This is a genomic window from Kytococcus sedentarius, from assembly GCF_041937525.1.
In the GTDB taxonomy this organism is placed as follows: domain Bacteria; phylum Actinomycetota; class Actinomycetes; order Actinomycetales; family Dermatophilaceae; genus Kytococcus; species Kytococcus sedentarius_A.
The window spans coordinates 1,199,036-1,214,235 of the sequence record NZ_CP169391.1; the positions used below are offsets into that span (position 1 = coordinate 1,199,036).

The 15,200-nt window shown below is 71.1% G+C and carries 19 protein-coding genes and 1 tRNA gene; 6 read left to right on the forward strand and 14 right to left on the reverse strand.

Translation table 11 applies throughout. The features are described 5' to 3' along the window. Positions 1-122 precede the first annotated feature (122 nt). Genes ACEY2A_RS05570 through ACEY2A_RS05580 form a run of 3 tightly spaced genes read left to right on the forward strand, consistent with a single transcriptional unit; the run spans position 123 to position 2,745 of the window. A complete protein-coding gene (locus ACEY2A_RS05570; protein ID WP_374929870.1) occupies positions 123-617 on the forward strand; it encodes a GNAT family N-acetyltransferase in 495 nt (164 codons plus the stop codon). A gap of 13 nt (positions 618-630) precedes the next feature. Then, positions 631-1,827 carry a glycine C-acetyltransferase gene (locus tag ACEY2A_RS05575; protein WP_374929871.1) on the forward strand — a complete coding sequence of 399 codons (1,197 nt, stop codon included), beginning with the start codon at positions 631-633 and terminating at the stop codon, positions 1,825-1,827. Positions 1,828-1,866: 39 nt separating this feature from the next. Next, on the forward strand, positions 1,867-2,745 hold the full coding sequence (locus ACEY2A_RS05580; protein ID WP_374929872.1) for a hypothetical protein: 879 nt from the start codon (positions 1,867-1,869) through the stop codon (positions 2,743-2,745). A gap of 103 nt (positions 2,746-2,848) precedes the next feature. Here ACEY2A_RS05580 and ACEY2A_RS05585 read toward each other — a convergent pair whose 3' ends face one another. Continuing rightward, positions 2,849-3,130, reverse strand: coding sequence for a DUF3618 domain-containing protein (locus ACEY2A_RS05585; RefSeq protein WP_015778994.1), 282 nt, complete (start codon positions 3,128-3,130; stop codon positions 2,849-2,851). A 66-nt stretch (positions 3,131-3,196) separates the two neighbouring features. Here ACEY2A_RS05585 and ACEY2A_RS05590 point away from each other — a divergent pair, with 66 nt between their 5' ends. Next, the gene (locus tag ACEY2A_RS05590) at positions 3,197-3,685 is read left to right on the forward strand and encodes a peroxiredoxin (protein ID WP_374929873.1); all 489 of its coding nucleotides are present in this window, start codon (positions 3,197-3,199) and stop codon (positions 3,683-3,685) included. 81 nt (positions 3,686-3,766) lie between these two features. Here the strand turns inward: ACEY2A_RS05590 and ACEY2A_RS05595 are convergent. From ACEY2A_RS05595 to ACEY2A_RS05605, 3 genes are all read right to left on the reverse strand, one after another. After that, positions 3,767-3,849: transfer RNA gene (locus ACEY2A_RS05595), tRNA-Leu, on the reverse strand. Between the two features lie 18 nt (positions 3,850-3,867). After that, positions 3,868-4,257 carry an endonuclease/exonuclease/phosphatase family protein gene (locus tag ACEY2A_RS05600; RefSeq protein WP_374929874.1) on the reverse strand — a complete coding sequence of 130 codons (390 nt, stop codon included), beginning with the start codon at positions 4,255-4,257 and terminating at the stop codon, positions 3,868-3,870. A gap of 65 nt (positions 4,258-4,322) precedes the next feature. Then, positions 4,323-4,625 carry a thioredoxin family protein gene (locus tag ACEY2A_RS05605; protein ID WP_075867053.1) on the reverse strand — a complete coding sequence of 101 codons (303 nt, stop codon included), beginning with the start codon at positions 4,623-4,625 and terminating at the stop codon, positions 4,323-4,325. A 155-nt stretch (positions 4,626-4,780) separates the two neighbouring features. On the opposite strand from ACEY2A_RS05605, the gene ACEY2A_RS05610 reads away from it, so the two are divergent. Continuing rightward, positions 4,781-6,088, forward strand: coding sequence for an ISL3 family transposase (locus ACEY2A_RS05610; RefSeq protein WP_374929015.1), 1,308 nt, complete (start codon positions 4,781-4,783; stop codon positions 6,086-6,088). A gap of 138 nt (positions 6,089-6,226) precedes the next feature. Here the strand turns inward: ACEY2A_RS05610 and ACEY2A_RS05615 are convergent, their stop codons facing one another. The 4 genes from ACEY2A_RS05615 to ACEY2A_RS05630 form a co-directional block, all read right to left on the reverse strand. Continuing rightward, positions 6,227-6,547, reverse strand: a complete 321-nt coding sequence (locus ACEY2A_RS05615) for an aminotransferase class I/II-fold pyridoxal phosphate-dependent enzyme (RefSeq protein ID WP_374929875.1) — start codon at positions 6,545-6,547, stop codon at positions 6,227-6,229. Positions 6,548-6,666: 119 nt separating this feature from the next. After that, positions 6,667-6,933, reverse strand: coding sequence for a hypothetical protein (locus ACEY2A_RS05620; protein ID WP_374929876.1), 267 nt, complete (start codon positions 6,931-6,933; stop codon positions 6,667-6,669). Beyond that, positions 6,927-7,592, reverse strand: coding sequence for an RHS repeat-associated core domain-containing protein (locus tag ACEY2A_RS05625; RefSeq protein WP_374929877.1), 666 nt, complete (start codon positions 7,590-7,592; stop codon positions 6,927-6,929). The genes ACEY2A_RS05620 and ACEY2A_RS05625 overlap by 7 nt, the downstream gene beginning before the upstream one ends. Positions 7,593-7,724: 132 nt before the next feature. Beyond that, positions 7,725-8,891 carry an aminotransferase class I/II-fold pyridoxal phosphate-dependent enzyme gene (locus ACEY2A_RS05630; RefSeq protein WP_374929878.1) on the reverse strand — a complete coding sequence of 389 codons (1,167 nt, stop codon included), beginning with the start codon at positions 8,889-8,891 and terminating at the stop codon, positions 7,725-7,727. A gap of 96 nt (positions 8,892-8,987) precedes the next feature. Between ACEY2A_RS05630 and ACEY2A_RS05635 the strand changes: the two genes are divergently transcribed. Beyond that, positions 8,988-9,791: a TspO/MBR family protein gene (locus ACEY2A_RS05635; protein ID WP_374929879.1), complete on the forward strand. Its 804-nt coding sequence runs from the start codon at positions 8,988-8,990 to the stop codon at positions 9,789-9,791. A gap of 17 nt (positions 9,792-9,808) precedes the next feature. Here the strand turns inward: ACEY2A_RS05635 and ACEY2A_RS05640 are convergent, their stop codons facing one another. From ACEY2A_RS05640 to ACEY2A_RS05665, 6 genes are all read right to left on the reverse strand, one after another. After that, the gene (locus ACEY2A_RS05640; protein WP_374929880.1) at positions 9,809-10,627 is read right to left on the reverse strand and encodes a non-canonical purine NTP pyrophosphatase; all 819 of its coding nucleotides are present in this window, start codon (positions 10,625-10,627) and stop codon (positions 9,809-9,811) included. Beyond that, on the reverse strand, positions 10,627-11,511 hold the full coding sequence (gene rph, locus ACEY2A_RS05645; RefSeq protein ID WP_374929881.1) for a ribonuclease PH: 885 nt from the start codon (positions 11,509-11,511) through the stop codon (positions 10,627-10,629). The genes ACEY2A_RS05640 and rph overlap by 1 nt, the downstream gene beginning before the upstream one ends. A 55-nt stretch (positions 11,512-11,566) precedes the next feature. Continuing rightward, positions 11,567-12,628 (reverse strand): YeiH family protein, encoded by a 1,062-nt coding sequence (locus ACEY2A_RS05650; RefSeq protein WP_374929882.1) that lies wholly within the window; start codon positions 12,626-12,628, stop codon positions 11,567-11,569. Positions 12,629-12,656: 28 nt separating this feature from the next. Continuing rightward, positions 12,657-13,454 (reverse strand): MBL fold metallo-hydrolase, encoded by a 798-nt coding sequence (locus ACEY2A_RS05655; RefSeq protein WP_374929883.1) that lies wholly within the window; start codon positions 13,452-13,454, stop codon positions 12,657-12,659. Then, positions 13,451-14,308, reverse strand: a complete 858-nt coding sequence (gene murI, locus ACEY2A_RS05660) for a glutamate racemase (RefSeq protein WP_374929884.1) — start codon at positions 14,306-14,308, stop codon at positions 13,451-13,453. Before murI ends, ACEY2A_RS05655 begins: the two co-directional genes overlap by 4 nt. A gap of 104 nt (positions 14,309-14,412) precedes the next feature. Beyond that, positions 14,413-15,192 (reverse strand): fumarylacetoacetate hydrolase family protein, encoded by a 780-nt coding sequence (locus ACEY2A_RS05665; protein ID WP_374929885.1) that lies wholly within the window; start codon positions 15,190-15,192, stop codon positions 14,413-14,415. Between the last annotated feature and the right edge of the window lie 8 nt (positions 15,193-15,200).

The window sequence follows — 15,200 nt, forward strand, 5'->3', positions numbered from 1 at the left end:
TCCTCTGCGCGCCACCGGGCACCCGCATGGGTCGGCGGGCAGCGGTGGGACTGGCGCGGGCAGCGGTCCGCGCGCCGTGAAACCGGTGGCCTTCGGAAGTCGGTGCGCGGGAGACTCACCCGGTGATCATCCGCACCGCAACGGCCGAGGACTGGCCAGCCATCTACCCTTTCCTCCGCACCACCATGGACGAGGGCCGCACCTACGCCTGGCCGGCTGGTCAGCCCTCCGACGAGGCCCATGCGTGGTGGATGGAGAAACCGCCCGGGCGCACGGTGGTGGCCGTGGACGACGGCACCGTGCTCGGCAGCGCCAAGATGGGGCCCAACCGACCGGGGAACGGCGACCACATCGGCACCGCGTCGTTCCTGGTGGCGCCGGAGGCCCGCGGGAAGGGTGTGGCGCGGGCGCTGGCCGGGGAGGTGGTGCGCTGGCACCGGTCCGAGGGGTACCGCGGCATCCAGTTCAACGCCGTGGTGGAGACCAACGCCCCGGCGGTGCACCTGTGGCAGTCCCTGGGTTGGGAGGTCGTCGGCACCGTGCCCGGCGCCTTCCACCACCCGGAGGACGGCTACGTCGGACTGCACGTGATGTTCAAGGACCTCACCGGCGCCTGACAGACTGGCCACCATGTACGCGTTCTCAGACCAGCTGACCGCCGAGCTCACCGACATCAAGGACGCCGGACTGTGGAAGGCCGAGCGCGAGCTCACCTCCCCGCAGTCGGCGCACGTCACCACCAAGAAGGCCGAGGCGCTGAACTTCTGCGCCAACAACTACCTGGGCCTGGCGGACCACCCCGAGGTGGAGGCCGCGGCCAAGCAGGCCCTCGACGAGTGGGGTTTCGGCATGGCCTCGGTGCGCTTCATCTGCGGCACGCAGACCCTCCACACCGAGCTGGAGCGCCGCATCGCCGCGTTCGTGGGCTGCGAGGACGCGATCCTGTACGCCTCCTGCTTCGACGCCAACGGCGGCTTCTTCGAGGTGCTCTTCGGCAAGGAGGACGCGATCATCTCCGACGCGCTGAACCACGCCAGCATCATCGATGGGGTGCGCCTGTCCAAGGCGATGCGCTTCCGCTACGCCAACCGCGACATGGACGACCTGCGCGCCCAGCTGCAGGCCGCGAAGGAGGCCGGGGCCCGCCGCACCGTGGTGGTGACCGACGGCGTGTTCTCCATGGACGGCTACTACGCCCCGCTGCCGGAGATCTGCGACCTGGCCGAGGAGTTCGGCGCCATGGTGGTGGTGGACGACTCCCACGCCACCGGGTTCACCGGCGCGAAGGGCCGCGGCACCGCGGAGAAGTTCGACGTCATCGACCGGGTGGACGTGGTGACCGGCACCTTCGGCAAGGCCCTGGGTGGCGCCTCCGGTGGTTTCGTGGCCGGCCCCAAGGAGGTCGTGGCCCTGCTCAAGCAGCGCTCCCGCCCGTACCTGTTCAGCAACGCCGTGGCCCCCAGCACCGCGGCCGGCTCGCTGAAGGCCCTGGAGCTGGTGGAGTCCTCCGACGAGCTCCGCGCCCAGCTGGAGCGCAACGCCCAGCTGTTCCGCGAGCTCATGACCGAGGCCGGCTTCGAGCTGCTCGAGGGCAGCCACCCCATCATCCCGGTGATGTTCCCCGGCGACGACGGCGCCCGCCAGGCCGGCGAGATCGCCGACGCGATGCTGGAGCGCGGGGTGTACGTCATCCCGTTCAGCTTCCCGGTGGTCCCCAAGGGCGAGGCCCGCATCCGCGTGCAGCTCTCGGCGGCGCACAGCGAGGAGGACGTGCGCGCCTGCGTGCAGGCCTTCATCGACAGCCGCGAGGCGGTGGCCGGGGCCTGAGCGCCCCGCCACCGCACCCGCTCACCGGACGGCCGCACGATGGGTGTCGACCCCCGCATGCTGGGCCCCGCCTCCCCGGAGGTGGGTCCCAGCACCGGTGCGCCGCTGGAGGTCGGCGAGCTGGTGCGCTGGGCCGCGCACACGGCCATCCCCTGTCAGGACGCCGCCGGGTGGCGGCCGCTGCAGGGGTCGGCGGCGGCTGGTCACCGGGCGGGCGTGGCCGTGCTGGCCGACGGGGCGGGCGTCTCGGCCGACCTGCGCCCCGGCTGCGAGCACGAGGTGGACTGGTTCTCCACCGCCCTGGTGACCGCCGTCCTGGATCGGCTGGCACCCACCAACGCCCTGGGGCCGGTCGTCGGTGAGCCCGTCGCGCTGTCCGATGCGGTGGCCGGCGCCCTCGACGCGGTGCGGGCGCAGCATCCGCAGTGCGATGCCGATGCGGGGCCGTGGGCGACGCTGGTGGTCACGCGCGCACTGGGCGACGAGCTGGAGTACTGGGTGCTGTGTGACTCGAGCCTGGTGGTGCAGTTCACCGACGGGCAGGTGCTGCAGCTGCTGGACGAGCGGCTGGAGGCGGTGGCCGGCGGGTGGCGGGCCGGTGGCCCCTCCCCCACGCAGACCATGAACACCCCGGGCGGATGGTGGAGCGCGCGGGCCGACGTGCGCGCGGCCGGGCAGGGACTCACCGGGTCCTTCCCCTTGGCTGACGTGCGGGCGGCGTGGCTGGCTTCCGACGGGGCGACGCGCCCCATCGAGCTGTACCGCACCCACGATGCGCAGGCGTGGGGCGAGGCGGTGGCGAGGGACCCGCGGGCGCTGGCGCACGGCATCCGAGCGTACGAGGCGCAGCACGAGGCGGCGCTGCGCGAGGCGGGCACCAAGGTGCACGACGACATCGCCATCCTGCGCGCCGTCTGACGACGGGTGCGGTGGAGTGAGCCTGGCGCGAGCTAGGGGCCGGCATGACGAAGGGGCCCCGATCCGTGTGGATCGGGGCCCCTGGGCGCGTCTGGTGTGTTGCTCAGCCCTTGTTGAACAGGCGGCGCAGCAGGCCCAGGCCGAAGGTGGCGGCGCCGGCCCCGCCCAGACCCTTGGCGATCAGGTCGCCGCGCAGGGCGCCATCGCTGTCGTACATGGTCTGGTTGAACTTGACCTGCGCGTCCTCCTGCGCACGGCGGGCGACCTCCTTGGGGTGGACGCGGTAGACGAGCTCGTCGACGTCGCCGGCAAGGCGAAGGCGGGAGGCGTCGATGTCGCGGGTGATCTGCTCGACGGAGCGGGTGTCCTTGGACTGCTTGGCCACGAGATTGCCTTTCCTTGGGAAACTGCCTGAAACTCTAACGCAGAACCCCACCAGAGGAGACGTGTGATGACCACCCGACTGCAGACCGGCGACCAGGCCCCCGACTTCGCCCTGGAGAGCACCGACGGCAGCACCGTGCGCCTGGACGACCTGCGCGGCCGCAAGGTGGTGCTGTTCGTCTACCCGGCGGCCTCCACCCCGGGCTGCACCACCGAGGCCTGTGACTTCCGTGACAACGCCGAGGCGCTGGCCGAGGCCGGCTACGCCGTCTACGGCCTGAGCAAGGACACCGTCGAGAAGAACCAGAAGTTCGCCGAGAAGTACGAGCTGGGCTACCCGCTGCTGTGCGACCCCGAGCTGGAGACGCTCACGGCCTACGGGGCGTACGGCGAGAAGAAGAACTACGGCAAGGTGACCCAGGGCGTCATCCGCAGCACCTTCGTCATCGACGAGCAGGGTGTCATCGAGCACGCCCGGTACAACGTGCGAGCCAAGGGCCACGTGGCGAGCCTGGGCAAGAACGAGCTGGGGCTGCCGCTCACCAGCGCCGTCTGAGGGGGCAGGCTCACGAGGTGGCCATTCGTGGTCACTTCGACCGTCGAGGTGACCATAAGTGGCCACCTCGGGCGGGTGGGCTGGTGCGCGAGGCGGGACTCGAACCCGCACGCCGGAGCACACGGACCTAAACCGTGCGTGTCTGCCAATTCCACCACTCGCGCGTTGCTGCGGAGCCTACGTCAGAAGCGCACCTCGGCGGCGTAGGCCAGGTGGTCCGAACCGGGCAGCTGCAGGGTGCGGCAGGACACCACCTCGGCGCCCTGCGACACGATGACGTGGTCGATGGCGCTGCGCCCCACCGCGGGCCAGCTCGTCGGCCACGTGCCCTCCGGTCGCCCGCACGCCCGCGCCGTGTCGACCAAGCCGTCCATCTCGGCCAGGGCGCCGTGCCGCATCGTGGCGTTGAAGTCACCCACGAGCACGACCGGCCCACCCTGGGCGGCCTCCTCCGCTTCGGCCACCGAGCGGGACAGGTCGTCGCGCCACAGGGACATGAACCCCGGCAGCGGCGGCGCGTAGTGCACGCCCAGCACGAGCGGCTGCCCCGGCTCGGTCGGCTCCAGGCGCACGTTGCCGGCTCTTCGCAGTTGAGGGTGTAGGTGGGGCGGGACCCGCGAATCGCTGCGACGAGGCTCTAAGTGCGGGAGAGGACTTCGACCAGCTGATCCACCGTGGGGGAGCCACCGACGCCTTGCGGTGTCCGATAGAGCCGGCACGAGAGCCCGACCGGCGTGCCCGGCTGGGCGAAGGGGTCCTCGCCGTCGATGTGGACTGACGGGGAGCCGTGGAAGCTCCAGTGCTCGGCTTGCTCGGGGGTGGACACGAGGACCTTCTCCACCTCGATGGGGCGGCCGAGGGCTTCAAGCGCTTCGCGGAGGCGCGTGTCGGCTAGCTGCCAGTTGGGGCACTCGTCGAAGTAGAGCAGTTGGACGCGCATGCCTCCATCTTGCGCTATCGCGGCACCGCCACAGACATCCCAGGGCGCGTTTCTTCGTCACAGCGCGACCCAGGGGCGGCGGGTCGGTTCCCAGGTGGAGGTCGAGGTCTCCCGAGGATGGGAGTTCTCACACCGTCCATCCGGAAGACCTCGACGTGCCTGACGCTACCTTTGCCTGCCCCGACCTGACCACGTTCGCCCGCCTGGACGAGCTCGGCTTGGAGGTCGTCGGGCAGCGCCTCGAGCCGGACCGAGCGGTGCTGGCCTGCAGGGTCACCGCGCCGGACCAGTGGTGCCGGCGTTGCGGCTGCGAGGGCGCCGCTCGGGACACGGTCACCCGCGAACTGGCCCACGAGCCGCTGGGCTGGCGACCGACGACCCTGCTGGTCACGGTCCGTCGCTACCGGTGCACCGGGTGCGGGCACGTCTGGCGCCAGGACACCACGGCGGCTGCCGAGCCACGAGCCAAGCTGTCCCGTCGCGCGCTGCGCTGGGCGCTGGAAGGGCTGGTGGTCGGGCACCTGACCATCGCCCGGATCGCCGAAGCGTTGGCGGTCTCGTGGAACACCGCCAACGACGCGGTCCTTGCCGAGGGCCGGCGGGCCCTGATCAACGACGCCGCGCGCTTCGACGGCGTCGCGGTGATCGGGGTCGACGAGCACGTGTGGCGGCACACCCGCCGCGGGGACAAGTACGTGACCGTGGTCATCGACCTGACCCCGATCCGTGACGGCACCGGGCACTGCCGCCTGCTGGACATGGTCCCGGGCCGCTCCAAGAGTGCGTTCAAGTCCTGGCTCGCTGCCCGCCCGAAGACCTGGCGCGACGGCGTCGAGGTCGTCGCGATGGACGGGTTCACCGGGTTCAAGACCGCCACCACCGAGGAACTGCCCGACGCGACCGCGGTCATGGACCCGTTCCACGTCGTCCGCCTGGCCGGCGACGCCCTGGACCGCTGCCGTCGCCGCGTCCAGCAAGGTCTCCACGGTCACCGCGGCCGAGCCGGCGACCCGCTATACCGCGCCCGCCGGACCCTGCACACCGGCGCCGACCTACTCACCGACCGACAGCGCCAACGGCTGACCACCCTGTTCGACGCCGACGAGCACGTCCAGGTCGAGGCCACTTGGGGCATCTACCAGCGCATGATCGACGCCTACCGTGAACCCGACCGCGCCAAGGGCAAGCAGCTCATGAGCAACCTCATCGACGCGCTCAGCCACGGCGTCCCCACTGACCTCACCGAACTCATCACCCTGGGCCGGACCCTGAAGAAGCGCGCGGCCGACATCCTGGCCTACTTCGACCGACCCGGCACCAGCAACGGCCCGACCGAGGCGATCAACGGCCGCCTGGAACACCTACGCGGCTCCGCCCTCGGGTTCCGCAACCTCACCAACTACATCGCCCGAAGCCTGCTCGAATCCGGCGGCTTCAGACCCCGACTACACCCTCGTTCGTGATGAGCCACGTTGCCCTGCAGGGACGGCTCGGCCTCGGCCCGCGTGTACTCCGGCAGACCGTCACGCAGCAGCACCGTCGTCTCCTCGATGGGGCTGCTCGCCGGGGCCGTCCGCGCCCAGCACGCTGACGCGCCCGCCTCAGCCCCGACGGTCGGCCCAGCGCTGCAGCCGCTCGATGCCCTTGGCGATGACGTCCTCGGTCTTGCAGAAGCCGAAGCGCACCAGGCTGCGGGCCTGGTCGGGGTCGCTGCAGAATGCCTGCACCGGGACGCCCGCCACCCCGGCCTCCTCCGGCAGGGTCCGGCACCACGCGAGCGCGTCCTCCACCCCCAGCGGTGCAGCATCCGCAATGACGAAGTACCCCGTCGGCGGCACCTCCACCGTGAAGCCGACGCTGCGCAGACCGCTCACCAGCAGGTCGCGACGCCGCTGGTGCAGGTCCCGCAGGTCGGTGAACACCTCATTGGGCTTCCGACCGCGTGCGCACGTCGACCAGGGTGACGAGTGGTATGGCGAGGGTCCGCCACGGACGGAAAGTTGATGATTGTGCAACTCTGCACAACCTCATCGTTGGCACGTCACTCCCCTCCCTCATCGAAACCTTGTCCCGTCACCTCGCGCTCCAGCATGCGCATCCACCAATTGACGATGACCCCACCAGCAATGGTCCCAAACAATGCCATCAAACTCCATAGGACTGGCCCTAAACCATCCTCATCAATCCACAAAAGGGAATCGATAAGAAAAAGGACACTGAGTAGAGCTAGAGCGACCACCAAAGGGATTCCTGTGAATTTCCACAGAAACACCTGCAACTGAGTATATTTGCGGAAGCCATTCACCATTTATATGTCCTTTGCGCGCCGAATCCCCACAGAGCCCCACGCTCGTATGACTTAGTGTCGGGCCGCCAGCTCCTCAGCTTCTTGTCAACATTCCACGAAAGCGAGAAGATTCCTCCTGAAAGGAACATCTCTTTGGTGTGTCTTTTCCTGCGATACAGAGGCTTGTTGTGGGCGCTGAAGCTTCCACCGACCCCCACCCCGCCCCATGACAGAATTGGCCGACCGCCATCCAGTCCCACTCCGACACAGAACATGGCGCAACCTGTGAACGAGAAGTGTCGCCTTTCAGTCCAATTCCATGCTCGGCTTCGGTAGGAACGGAACCGCCGTGACACACTGGAACGTTTACGACCAGCCCACCCCCTGATTCTTTCCCATCTCGTTGTTCTCCACTTCTTGGCCCTCCATTGTCCGGTGAGGTCGGTCATATTGATGGGGTCGGTGGGGTAGGTGTAGGTGTTGGGGTTGCCGCCATAGACGGGGTCGGTGGTGGTGAAGCGGCCGGTGACGGGGTTGTACAGGCGGGCGCCCATGAGGGTGAGTCCGAAGGTGCCGGCGGGGGTGGCGCGTTCCAACACAAACGACACCAACAAACCGATCCACCGCACCACCCCACGCCGAAAACGCCCACCACGAACCACCCACGACACACCAGACACAGAACGCCACTCTCACGCCCCGCCCCAGCCCAACGCTCACGCGGTCACACGGGAAAATACACCCGCGCACCGGCACCAAGCCTTGTAATAGGTCACAGTTTTGTCACAATCGTGACCACACCGGCGCCCACCTCAGCCGCGCGCGTCGGCCCAGCGCTGCAGCCGGCCCAGCCCCTCGGCGATGACGTCCTCGGTCTTGCAGAAGCCGAAGCGCACCAGGCTCGGCGCCTGCGCGGGGTCGCTGCAGAACGCCTGGACCGGCACGCCCGCCACCCCGGCCTCCTCCGGCAGCGTGCGGCACCACGCCAGGGCGTCGGTCACCCCCAGCGGCGCGGCATCGGCGATCACGAAGTACCCCGCCGGCGGCACCTCCGCCGCGAACCCGACGCTCCGCAGACCGCTCAGCAGCAGGTCCCGGCGGCGCTGATGCCGGTCGCGCAGCTCCGCGAACACCTCATCGGGCAGAGCCAGGCCCTGCGCGATCGCCGGCTGCAACGGCGTCCCCACGCCGAAGGTCGTGAACTGCTTGACCTTCGCCACCGCCTCCACCAGCTCGGCCGGGCCGTGCACCCACCCGACCTTCCAGCCAGTCACCGCGAAGGTCTTGCCCGCCGAGGACACCGTCAGCGTCCGCCCCGCACACTCCGGCACCGCAGCCGGCGGCAGGTGGGAGGCGCCGTCGAAGACCAGGTGCTCGTACACCTCGTCGGTGAGGATCACCGCATCGTGCTTCTCGGCCAGCCGCCCGATGAGGGCGAGCTCCTCAGCGCTGAACGTGCGCCCGGTTGGGTTGTGCGGGGTGTTCACGATGACCATCGCCGTGTCGTCGCTGAACGCGGCCTCCAGCGCGGCCGGGTCGAGCTCCAGCCCCGGCAGCGAGAGCGCCACCGGCCGCACCACACCCCCGGCCAGCGCGATCGCAGCCCCGTAGGAGTCGTACGCCGGCTCGATGACGATGACCTCCTGGCCCGGCTCCACCAAGGCCAGGATCGATGCCGTCAGCGCCTCGGTGGCGCCGACCGTCACCAGCACCTCCGAGGGGTCCACCTCCAGCCCGTGGAACCGCTGCTGGTGGGCCGCGATCGCCTCCCGCAGCTCCGGCACACCCCAGAACGGCGGGTACTGGTTGCGGCCAGCCACCATCGCCTCGTGCGCCCACTCGATGAGCTGCGGCGGGGTGCCGGAGTCCGGGGCACCCTGGCCAAGGTTCACCGCATCGGCCGCCAGGGCCCGCTGCGTCATCTCGGCGAAGATCGACGTGCCGAAGGGCTGCATGCGCTGCACGAGGGGGGAGTTCATGCACCCACCCTATGAGGCGGCTCCCCAGATCACCGTGCGGGGCGAACCCGGCGAGCCGAGCCATGGAGGATCTCACGGCACGTGGGACCATCCCGTATGACCGATGATGCGCGCCCGCCCCACGCCGCCCGCCCGAGCACGGGACTGGCTGCCCCGATCCTGACGCTCGTGGTGGTGGCCCTCTCGATGGTGGGGGCCTTCCTCGGTTCGGGTGCCGTGGTCGGGGACCCGGTCAACGAGGTGGCCGGCGGTTGGCTGGGTGCGGACGCCACCCCCATCGCCCCGGCCAGCACCGCGTTCAGCATCTGGAGCGTGATCTACGCCGGCCTGGCGGGGTACGCGGTGTGGCAGCTGTTCCCCGGTCAGCGTGCCGACGAGCGCCACCGCCGCCTGCGGCCCTGGGCCGCGGCATCGGCCGTTCTCAATGCGTTGTGGCTGGGCGTCACCCAGGCAGGTTGGCTGGGGCTGAGCGTGGTGGTGATGCTGGCGCTGCTGGCCGTGCTCATCCGGATCGTGCTGGTGCTGCACGCCACCCCTCGCGGCGGGTGGGTCGAGACCGTGCTGGTGGACGGCACCTTCGGGCTGTACCTGGGCTGGGTCAGCGTGGCCACGGCGGCCAACATCACGTCCTGGCTCGCTGCCTCGGGTGCGGACGGGTTCTCCGGCTGGGTCTGGGTGACCGTGGGAGTGCTGGTGGTGCTGGCCGCTGTGTTCGGGGCACTGGCCGGCGCGACGCGGGGCCGCTTGGCGCCCTCCCTGGCCGCCGCGTGGGGCATGGCGTGGATCGCGGTGGCCCGCAGCACCGGACAGTTCGAGTCGGACGTGCTGGTGTGGACCGCCGGCGGCGTGGCGGCGGCCGTTCTGCTGTCCGCGGTGGCGGCTCGCCTCCGCCGCGGCTGAGAGCCGCGGGACCGCCCTCAGACCACCGGGGCCAGTTGCACAGCCAGCTTGCGCACCGCGCGGCCGCGGTGGCTGATGGCGTTCTTCACCTCCGGGGGCAGCTCCGCCGCGCTCACCGCTCCATCGTCACCGGCGGTGAAGGGGGTGTCCTCCCCCACCCTGGCGGCTGCGTCCGCGGCGACCTCGGAGGCGTGCCCCTCGGCCGCCACCTCGGAGATGACGTCCGGCACGTCCGACCCGTTGCGCGAGGACGGACCGGCCGCCCGGACCTGCGGCTGCTCGGCGTCATCGAACTCCGTGGCATCCACCCCGAAGATCGGGTCGTAACCGAACCCGTTCTCACCCTGCCTTTCCCGCAGGATGACCCCGTGCATCTCGCCCCGCGCCGTGAGCTCCAGGCCGTCGGGAGCCACGTAGGAGGCCACGCACACGAACCGGGCGCCCCGCTCCTCGTCCGGCACGTCCGCCAGCTGGGCCAATAGCAGCGCGATGTTGTCCGCGTCCTTGTCCGCCCCGGGCCCGGCACCGGTGGAGTCCACCAGCCCGCCGGACCAGCGGGCGGAGAAGATGCCCGGCGCGCCACCCAACACGTCCACGCACAGCCCCGAGTCGTCCGCGATGGCGGGCAGACCCGTCAGCTCGCACGCAGCCCGGGCCTTCAACAGCGAGTTCGCCTCGAAGGTGACGCCGTTCTCCACCACGTCCGGGGCATCGGGCGCCACGTCCGCCAAGGTCACGACCTCGGTCTCACCCGACAACACCTCGGACAGGATCCGCTGCAACTCGGGAACCTTGCCCGCGTTGCGCGTGGCCAGCACGATGCGGCGAGCGGCCATCAGGCGTCCGCCCCGGCGGCCGACGTCTGCGACGCGTGCGAGGAATCGCCCGGCCGCCCCGGCTGCTGGCCGGGCGACACCTCGAGGCGCTCCCCCCCATCGAGGGCCAGGGCGGCCTGCTGAGCGGCGGCGAGCGTGGCGCATCCGTCCTGGGCGAGGTCGAGCAGGGCGTTCAGCATCGCGCGGTCGAAGGTCTGCCCCTCGGCGGTGCCCTGCACCTCCACCATCTCGCCCGCGCCGGTCATGACGACGTTCATGTCCGCGCCGGCACCGGAGTCCTCCGGGTAGTCCAGGTCGAGCACCGGCTGCCCGTCCACGATGCCGACGCTGATGGCCTGGATGGAGTCGCGCAACACCTGGGCGTTGGCCGGGATGTCTCCCGAGGCCTTGCCGGCGGCCACGGCATCGGCCAGCGCGACCCAGGCACCGGTGATGGCGGCGGTGCGGGTTCCCCCATCGGCCTGCAGGACGTCGCAGTCGATGACGATGGTGTTCTCCCCCAGCGCCGAGGTGTCCACCGCGGCCCGCAGCGCGCGGCCAAGCAGGCGGGAGATCTCCTGGGTGCGGCCCTTGACCTTTCCCTTGACCGACTCGCGGTCGCTGCGGGTGTGGGTGGCGGCGGGCAGCATGGCGTACTCGCCGGTGACCCAGCCGGTCCCCTGGCCCTTGAGCCAGCGCGGGACGCCGGGCTGGAAGGAGGCCGCGCACAGCACCCGGGTTCGGCCGAACTCGACGAGGACCGAGCCGGCGGCGTGGTCGAGCCAGCCGCGGGTGATGCGGACGTCTCGCAGCTGGTCGGGGGCGCGGCCGTCGTGGCGCGCGCCGGGGGTGGTCTCAGAGGTGGACGCAGTGGTCTGGGTGGCCGATGCGGGGGCGTCAGTCATGCGCCCGAGCCTACGTCCGCGCAGTGGGCGCCACAGGACGGGGCGGTACCGCCGCTCAGGCCAGGACCGCCCCACCGAGGCCGACGGCGGCCACCACCCCGGTCGTGATCCCGGCGAGGGCGAACGGCGCACCGCCCACCGCACGCAGCCTCGACCACTGCACGCCCGTGCCCAGGGCCCACATGGCCGCGGCCAGCAGCACGGTCTGGGCCACCGTCGCCACCTCCAGCAGGACCGAGGGCAACGGCACCCAGGTGCGCACGAGAACCATCGCGAGGAAGGCCACCACGAAGAAGGGCACCAGCGGCGGCAGGGTGACGGCGTCCTGCCCGGCCGTCGGGTGGGCCGCTCCCCCGTCGGCCTGCCCGGCCCGCGCCTGCTCGGCCCGCAGCTGGCGACGACGCCACACGGCCAGCCCCACCATCACCGGGGCCAGCAGCACCACCCGCGCCAGCTTGGCCACCACCGCCACGGCCAGGGCACCGGAGCCCACGATGCCACCGACAGCCACCACCTGCGCCACCTCGTGCACCGACAGCCCCGCCCACAGCCCGGTCGTGTGGGGGTCCACCCCCATCGCCGAGGCAGCCAACGGCACCACCGGGATCATCAGCGTCCCGAAGAGCACCACCAGCGCCAGCGCGACGGCCACGTCCTGCTCGTCGGACTCCAACACCCCGTCGGCCGCCGCCACCGCCGCCGCACCGCAGATGGAGAATCCCGACCCGACCAGGAGCGCCAGCACCGGCCGCACACCCAGCAACCGCCCGGCCACCACGGCCGTCGCGAAACCCGCCACCACCACGACCACCACGGCCAGCACCACCCGCCAGCCCAGGCCGACGATGGTCGCCAGCGACACCTGCAGGCCCAGCAGCACGATGCCGGCGCGCAGCATCGTCTTGCTACCCTTCGTCAACCCCGGGGCCCAGCTGGCGGGGAGCGCGACGAGGTTCCCCACCACGATGCCCAGCAGGATCGCCACCAGCAACGGACTGACCGCAGGCACGGCGGTGCCGATGAGGCGCGCCACCCCCATCGAGGCCAGGCCGGCCACCAGGCAGGCGAGGACGCCCGGCAGGCGCGAGGGGGCGGGGGCGGGTGCGGGGGAGGTCACGGCGTCGATGGTGCCACGGCAGCCCGCATCAACGGGCGGAGAGGGCGTGGTCCACCGGGGCGACCTCCAGCAGCAGCCCCGGCTCGGCCAGGCACAGCGGGCCGTCCCACACCTGCCGCGCCTCGGCGAGGGTGTGCTCGGGGTCGTTCCACGGCGGGATGTGCGTGAGCACCAACTGTCCCACTCCCCCGGCGCGCTGGGCGGCCAGGGCGGCCCGGCGACCCGTCAGGTGGATGCCCTGGGCGGCGTCCCGCCCCTCCACGAAGGCCGAGTCCGCCAGCACCACGTCCGCGCCGGTCAGCAACCCGTCCAGCGCGGGGGTGTCGTCGGTGTCCCCGGTGAACGCCAGCACGTTGCCCCCCGCGCTCACACGCATGCCGTAGGCGTCCCCCGGGTGGTCGACCTGGAACCACGTGATGGTGAACGGCCCGATGGTGGCCTGCCACCCGTCCCGCACCGGGTGGTAGTCGTAGGTGGAGGTCAGGCTCTCGCCGGGGTGGACGCCGTACACGCCGTCCATGTGCTCGCGCAGCGCCGCCGGGCCGTGCACGGCGATGCGGTCCGGGTGCGACGCGTGGGGGTCGTAGGTGTGCATCACGTACAGCCCGCACAGGTCCACCAGGTGGTCGGGGTGCAGGTGGCTGATGAGGTAGGCGTCCACCGCCGTCGGGTCCGTGTAGCGCTGCAGCTCCCCCAGCGCCCCGCTGCCCAGGTCGAGCACCAGCCGCCACGTGCGCCCCTGCGCCTCGTGCTCCACGAGATAGCAGGACGATGCCGACCGGGGCCCGGAGAAGGAGCCCGAACAGCCCACGACGCGCACCCTCATCGGACGTCCCCCGCATCGAGCACCGGGAGGGACCCGGTGGGAGGGACGTCAGTCTCCACTGGCAGCCGGTGGGTGTTGAGCGCGCTCACCTCGGGGCCGAGGAAGCGGCGGGCGAGCTCGCTGAACTGGGAGGGGTCGCCGGTGGTGAGGAACTCGTGGGTGGGCACGGTGGCGTCGGGCGCCAGCTCGCCACGGCCGGCCAGGGTGCGCAGCAGCTCGGCGGCGGTCTCCTCCGCCGAGGACACCAGCGAGACCTCCGGGCCCATCTCGTAGGCGATGACGCCGCGCAGCAGGGGGTAGTGCGTGCACCCCAGGATGAGGGTGTCCACGCCCGCCTCCTTCAGCGGCTGCAGGTACTCGGTGGCGGCGGCGAAGACCTCCGGGCCGGAGATGGTGCCGGACTCCACGAAGTGCACGAAGCGGGGGCACGGCTGCGAACGGAGCTGCACCGAGGGGACGGCGGCGAACGCGTCCCGGTACGCCCCGGAGGTGTGGGTGGCCTGCGTGCTGATGACGCCCACGGAGCCGGTGCGGGTGATGCCGGCGGCGCGACGGGCCGCGGGGCGGATCACCTCGATGACCGGGACCTGATAGCGCTCCCGGGCGTCGTGGAGCACCGCGGCCGAGGCCGAGTTGCAGGCGATGACCAGGGCCTTGACCCCACGGTCCATGAGCGCGTCGAGGGAGTCCAGCGCCAACCGGCGGACCTCCGCGATGGGGCGGGGGCCGTACGGGGCGTGCAGCGTGTCACCCAAGTAGACCGTCGACTCGTGCGGCAGGTGGTCGATGACGGCCCGGGCCACGGTGAGCCCCCCGAGACCGGAGTCGAAGATGCCGATGGGAGCCGTGGACATGCGCTAGAGGGTACGTCGCAGGGGGCCGCAAACCCCACCGCAGGGGGCCTTCTGCGGGCGTCGAATAGATCACACCGCAGGCGGGGCCCGGGCCCCGGAGGTACTCAGTCCTCCACGGAGACGAAGGGATTGGCCAACCGGCCGATGCCCTGGATGGACACCTCCACCCGTTGCCCCGGCTGCACGGTGCCCACCCCGGCGGGGGTCCCGGTGAGGATCACGTCACCGGGCAGCAGGGTGAACGCCTTGGAGGCGTGGGAGACGCAGGCGGCCACGTCGAAGACCATGTCGGAGGTGCGGCCGTCCTGGACGACCTCCCCATCGAGGCGGGTGCGGACCACGAGGTCGGTGGTGTCCAGCTCGGTCTCGATCCACGGGCCCAGCGGGCAGAAGGTGTCCATGCCCTTGGCGCGCGCCCACTGGCCGTCGGCCTTCTGCAGGTCGCGGGCGGTCACGTCGTTGGCGCAGGTGTAGCCGAAGACGACGCTCGCCACCTCATCGGGCTCGATGTCCTTGCACATGCGGCCGATGACCACGGCCAGCTCACCCTCGTAGCTGATCTCGCTGCTGAGAGCCGGCATCATGACCGGGTCGCCCGGGCCGCACACGGCCGTGTTGGGGATGAGGAACAGGCCCGGCTCCGCATCGACCTCGTTGCCGAGCTCCTGCGCGTGGTCGGCGTAGTTGCGGCGGATGCCGACCACCTTGGAGCGGGGGATGACCGGCGCCAGGAGGCGGACGTCATCGGTGGTCAGGGTCCGGCCCGTCAGCTCGATGGGCATGTAGAGGGGGTCGCCCGTGATCTCGGCGATCTTGGCGCCCTCGCCATCCATGAGGCCGTAGCGGGGCTCGTCGGAGTCGTCGGTGAACCGGCAGATGCGCATGGGCGGGA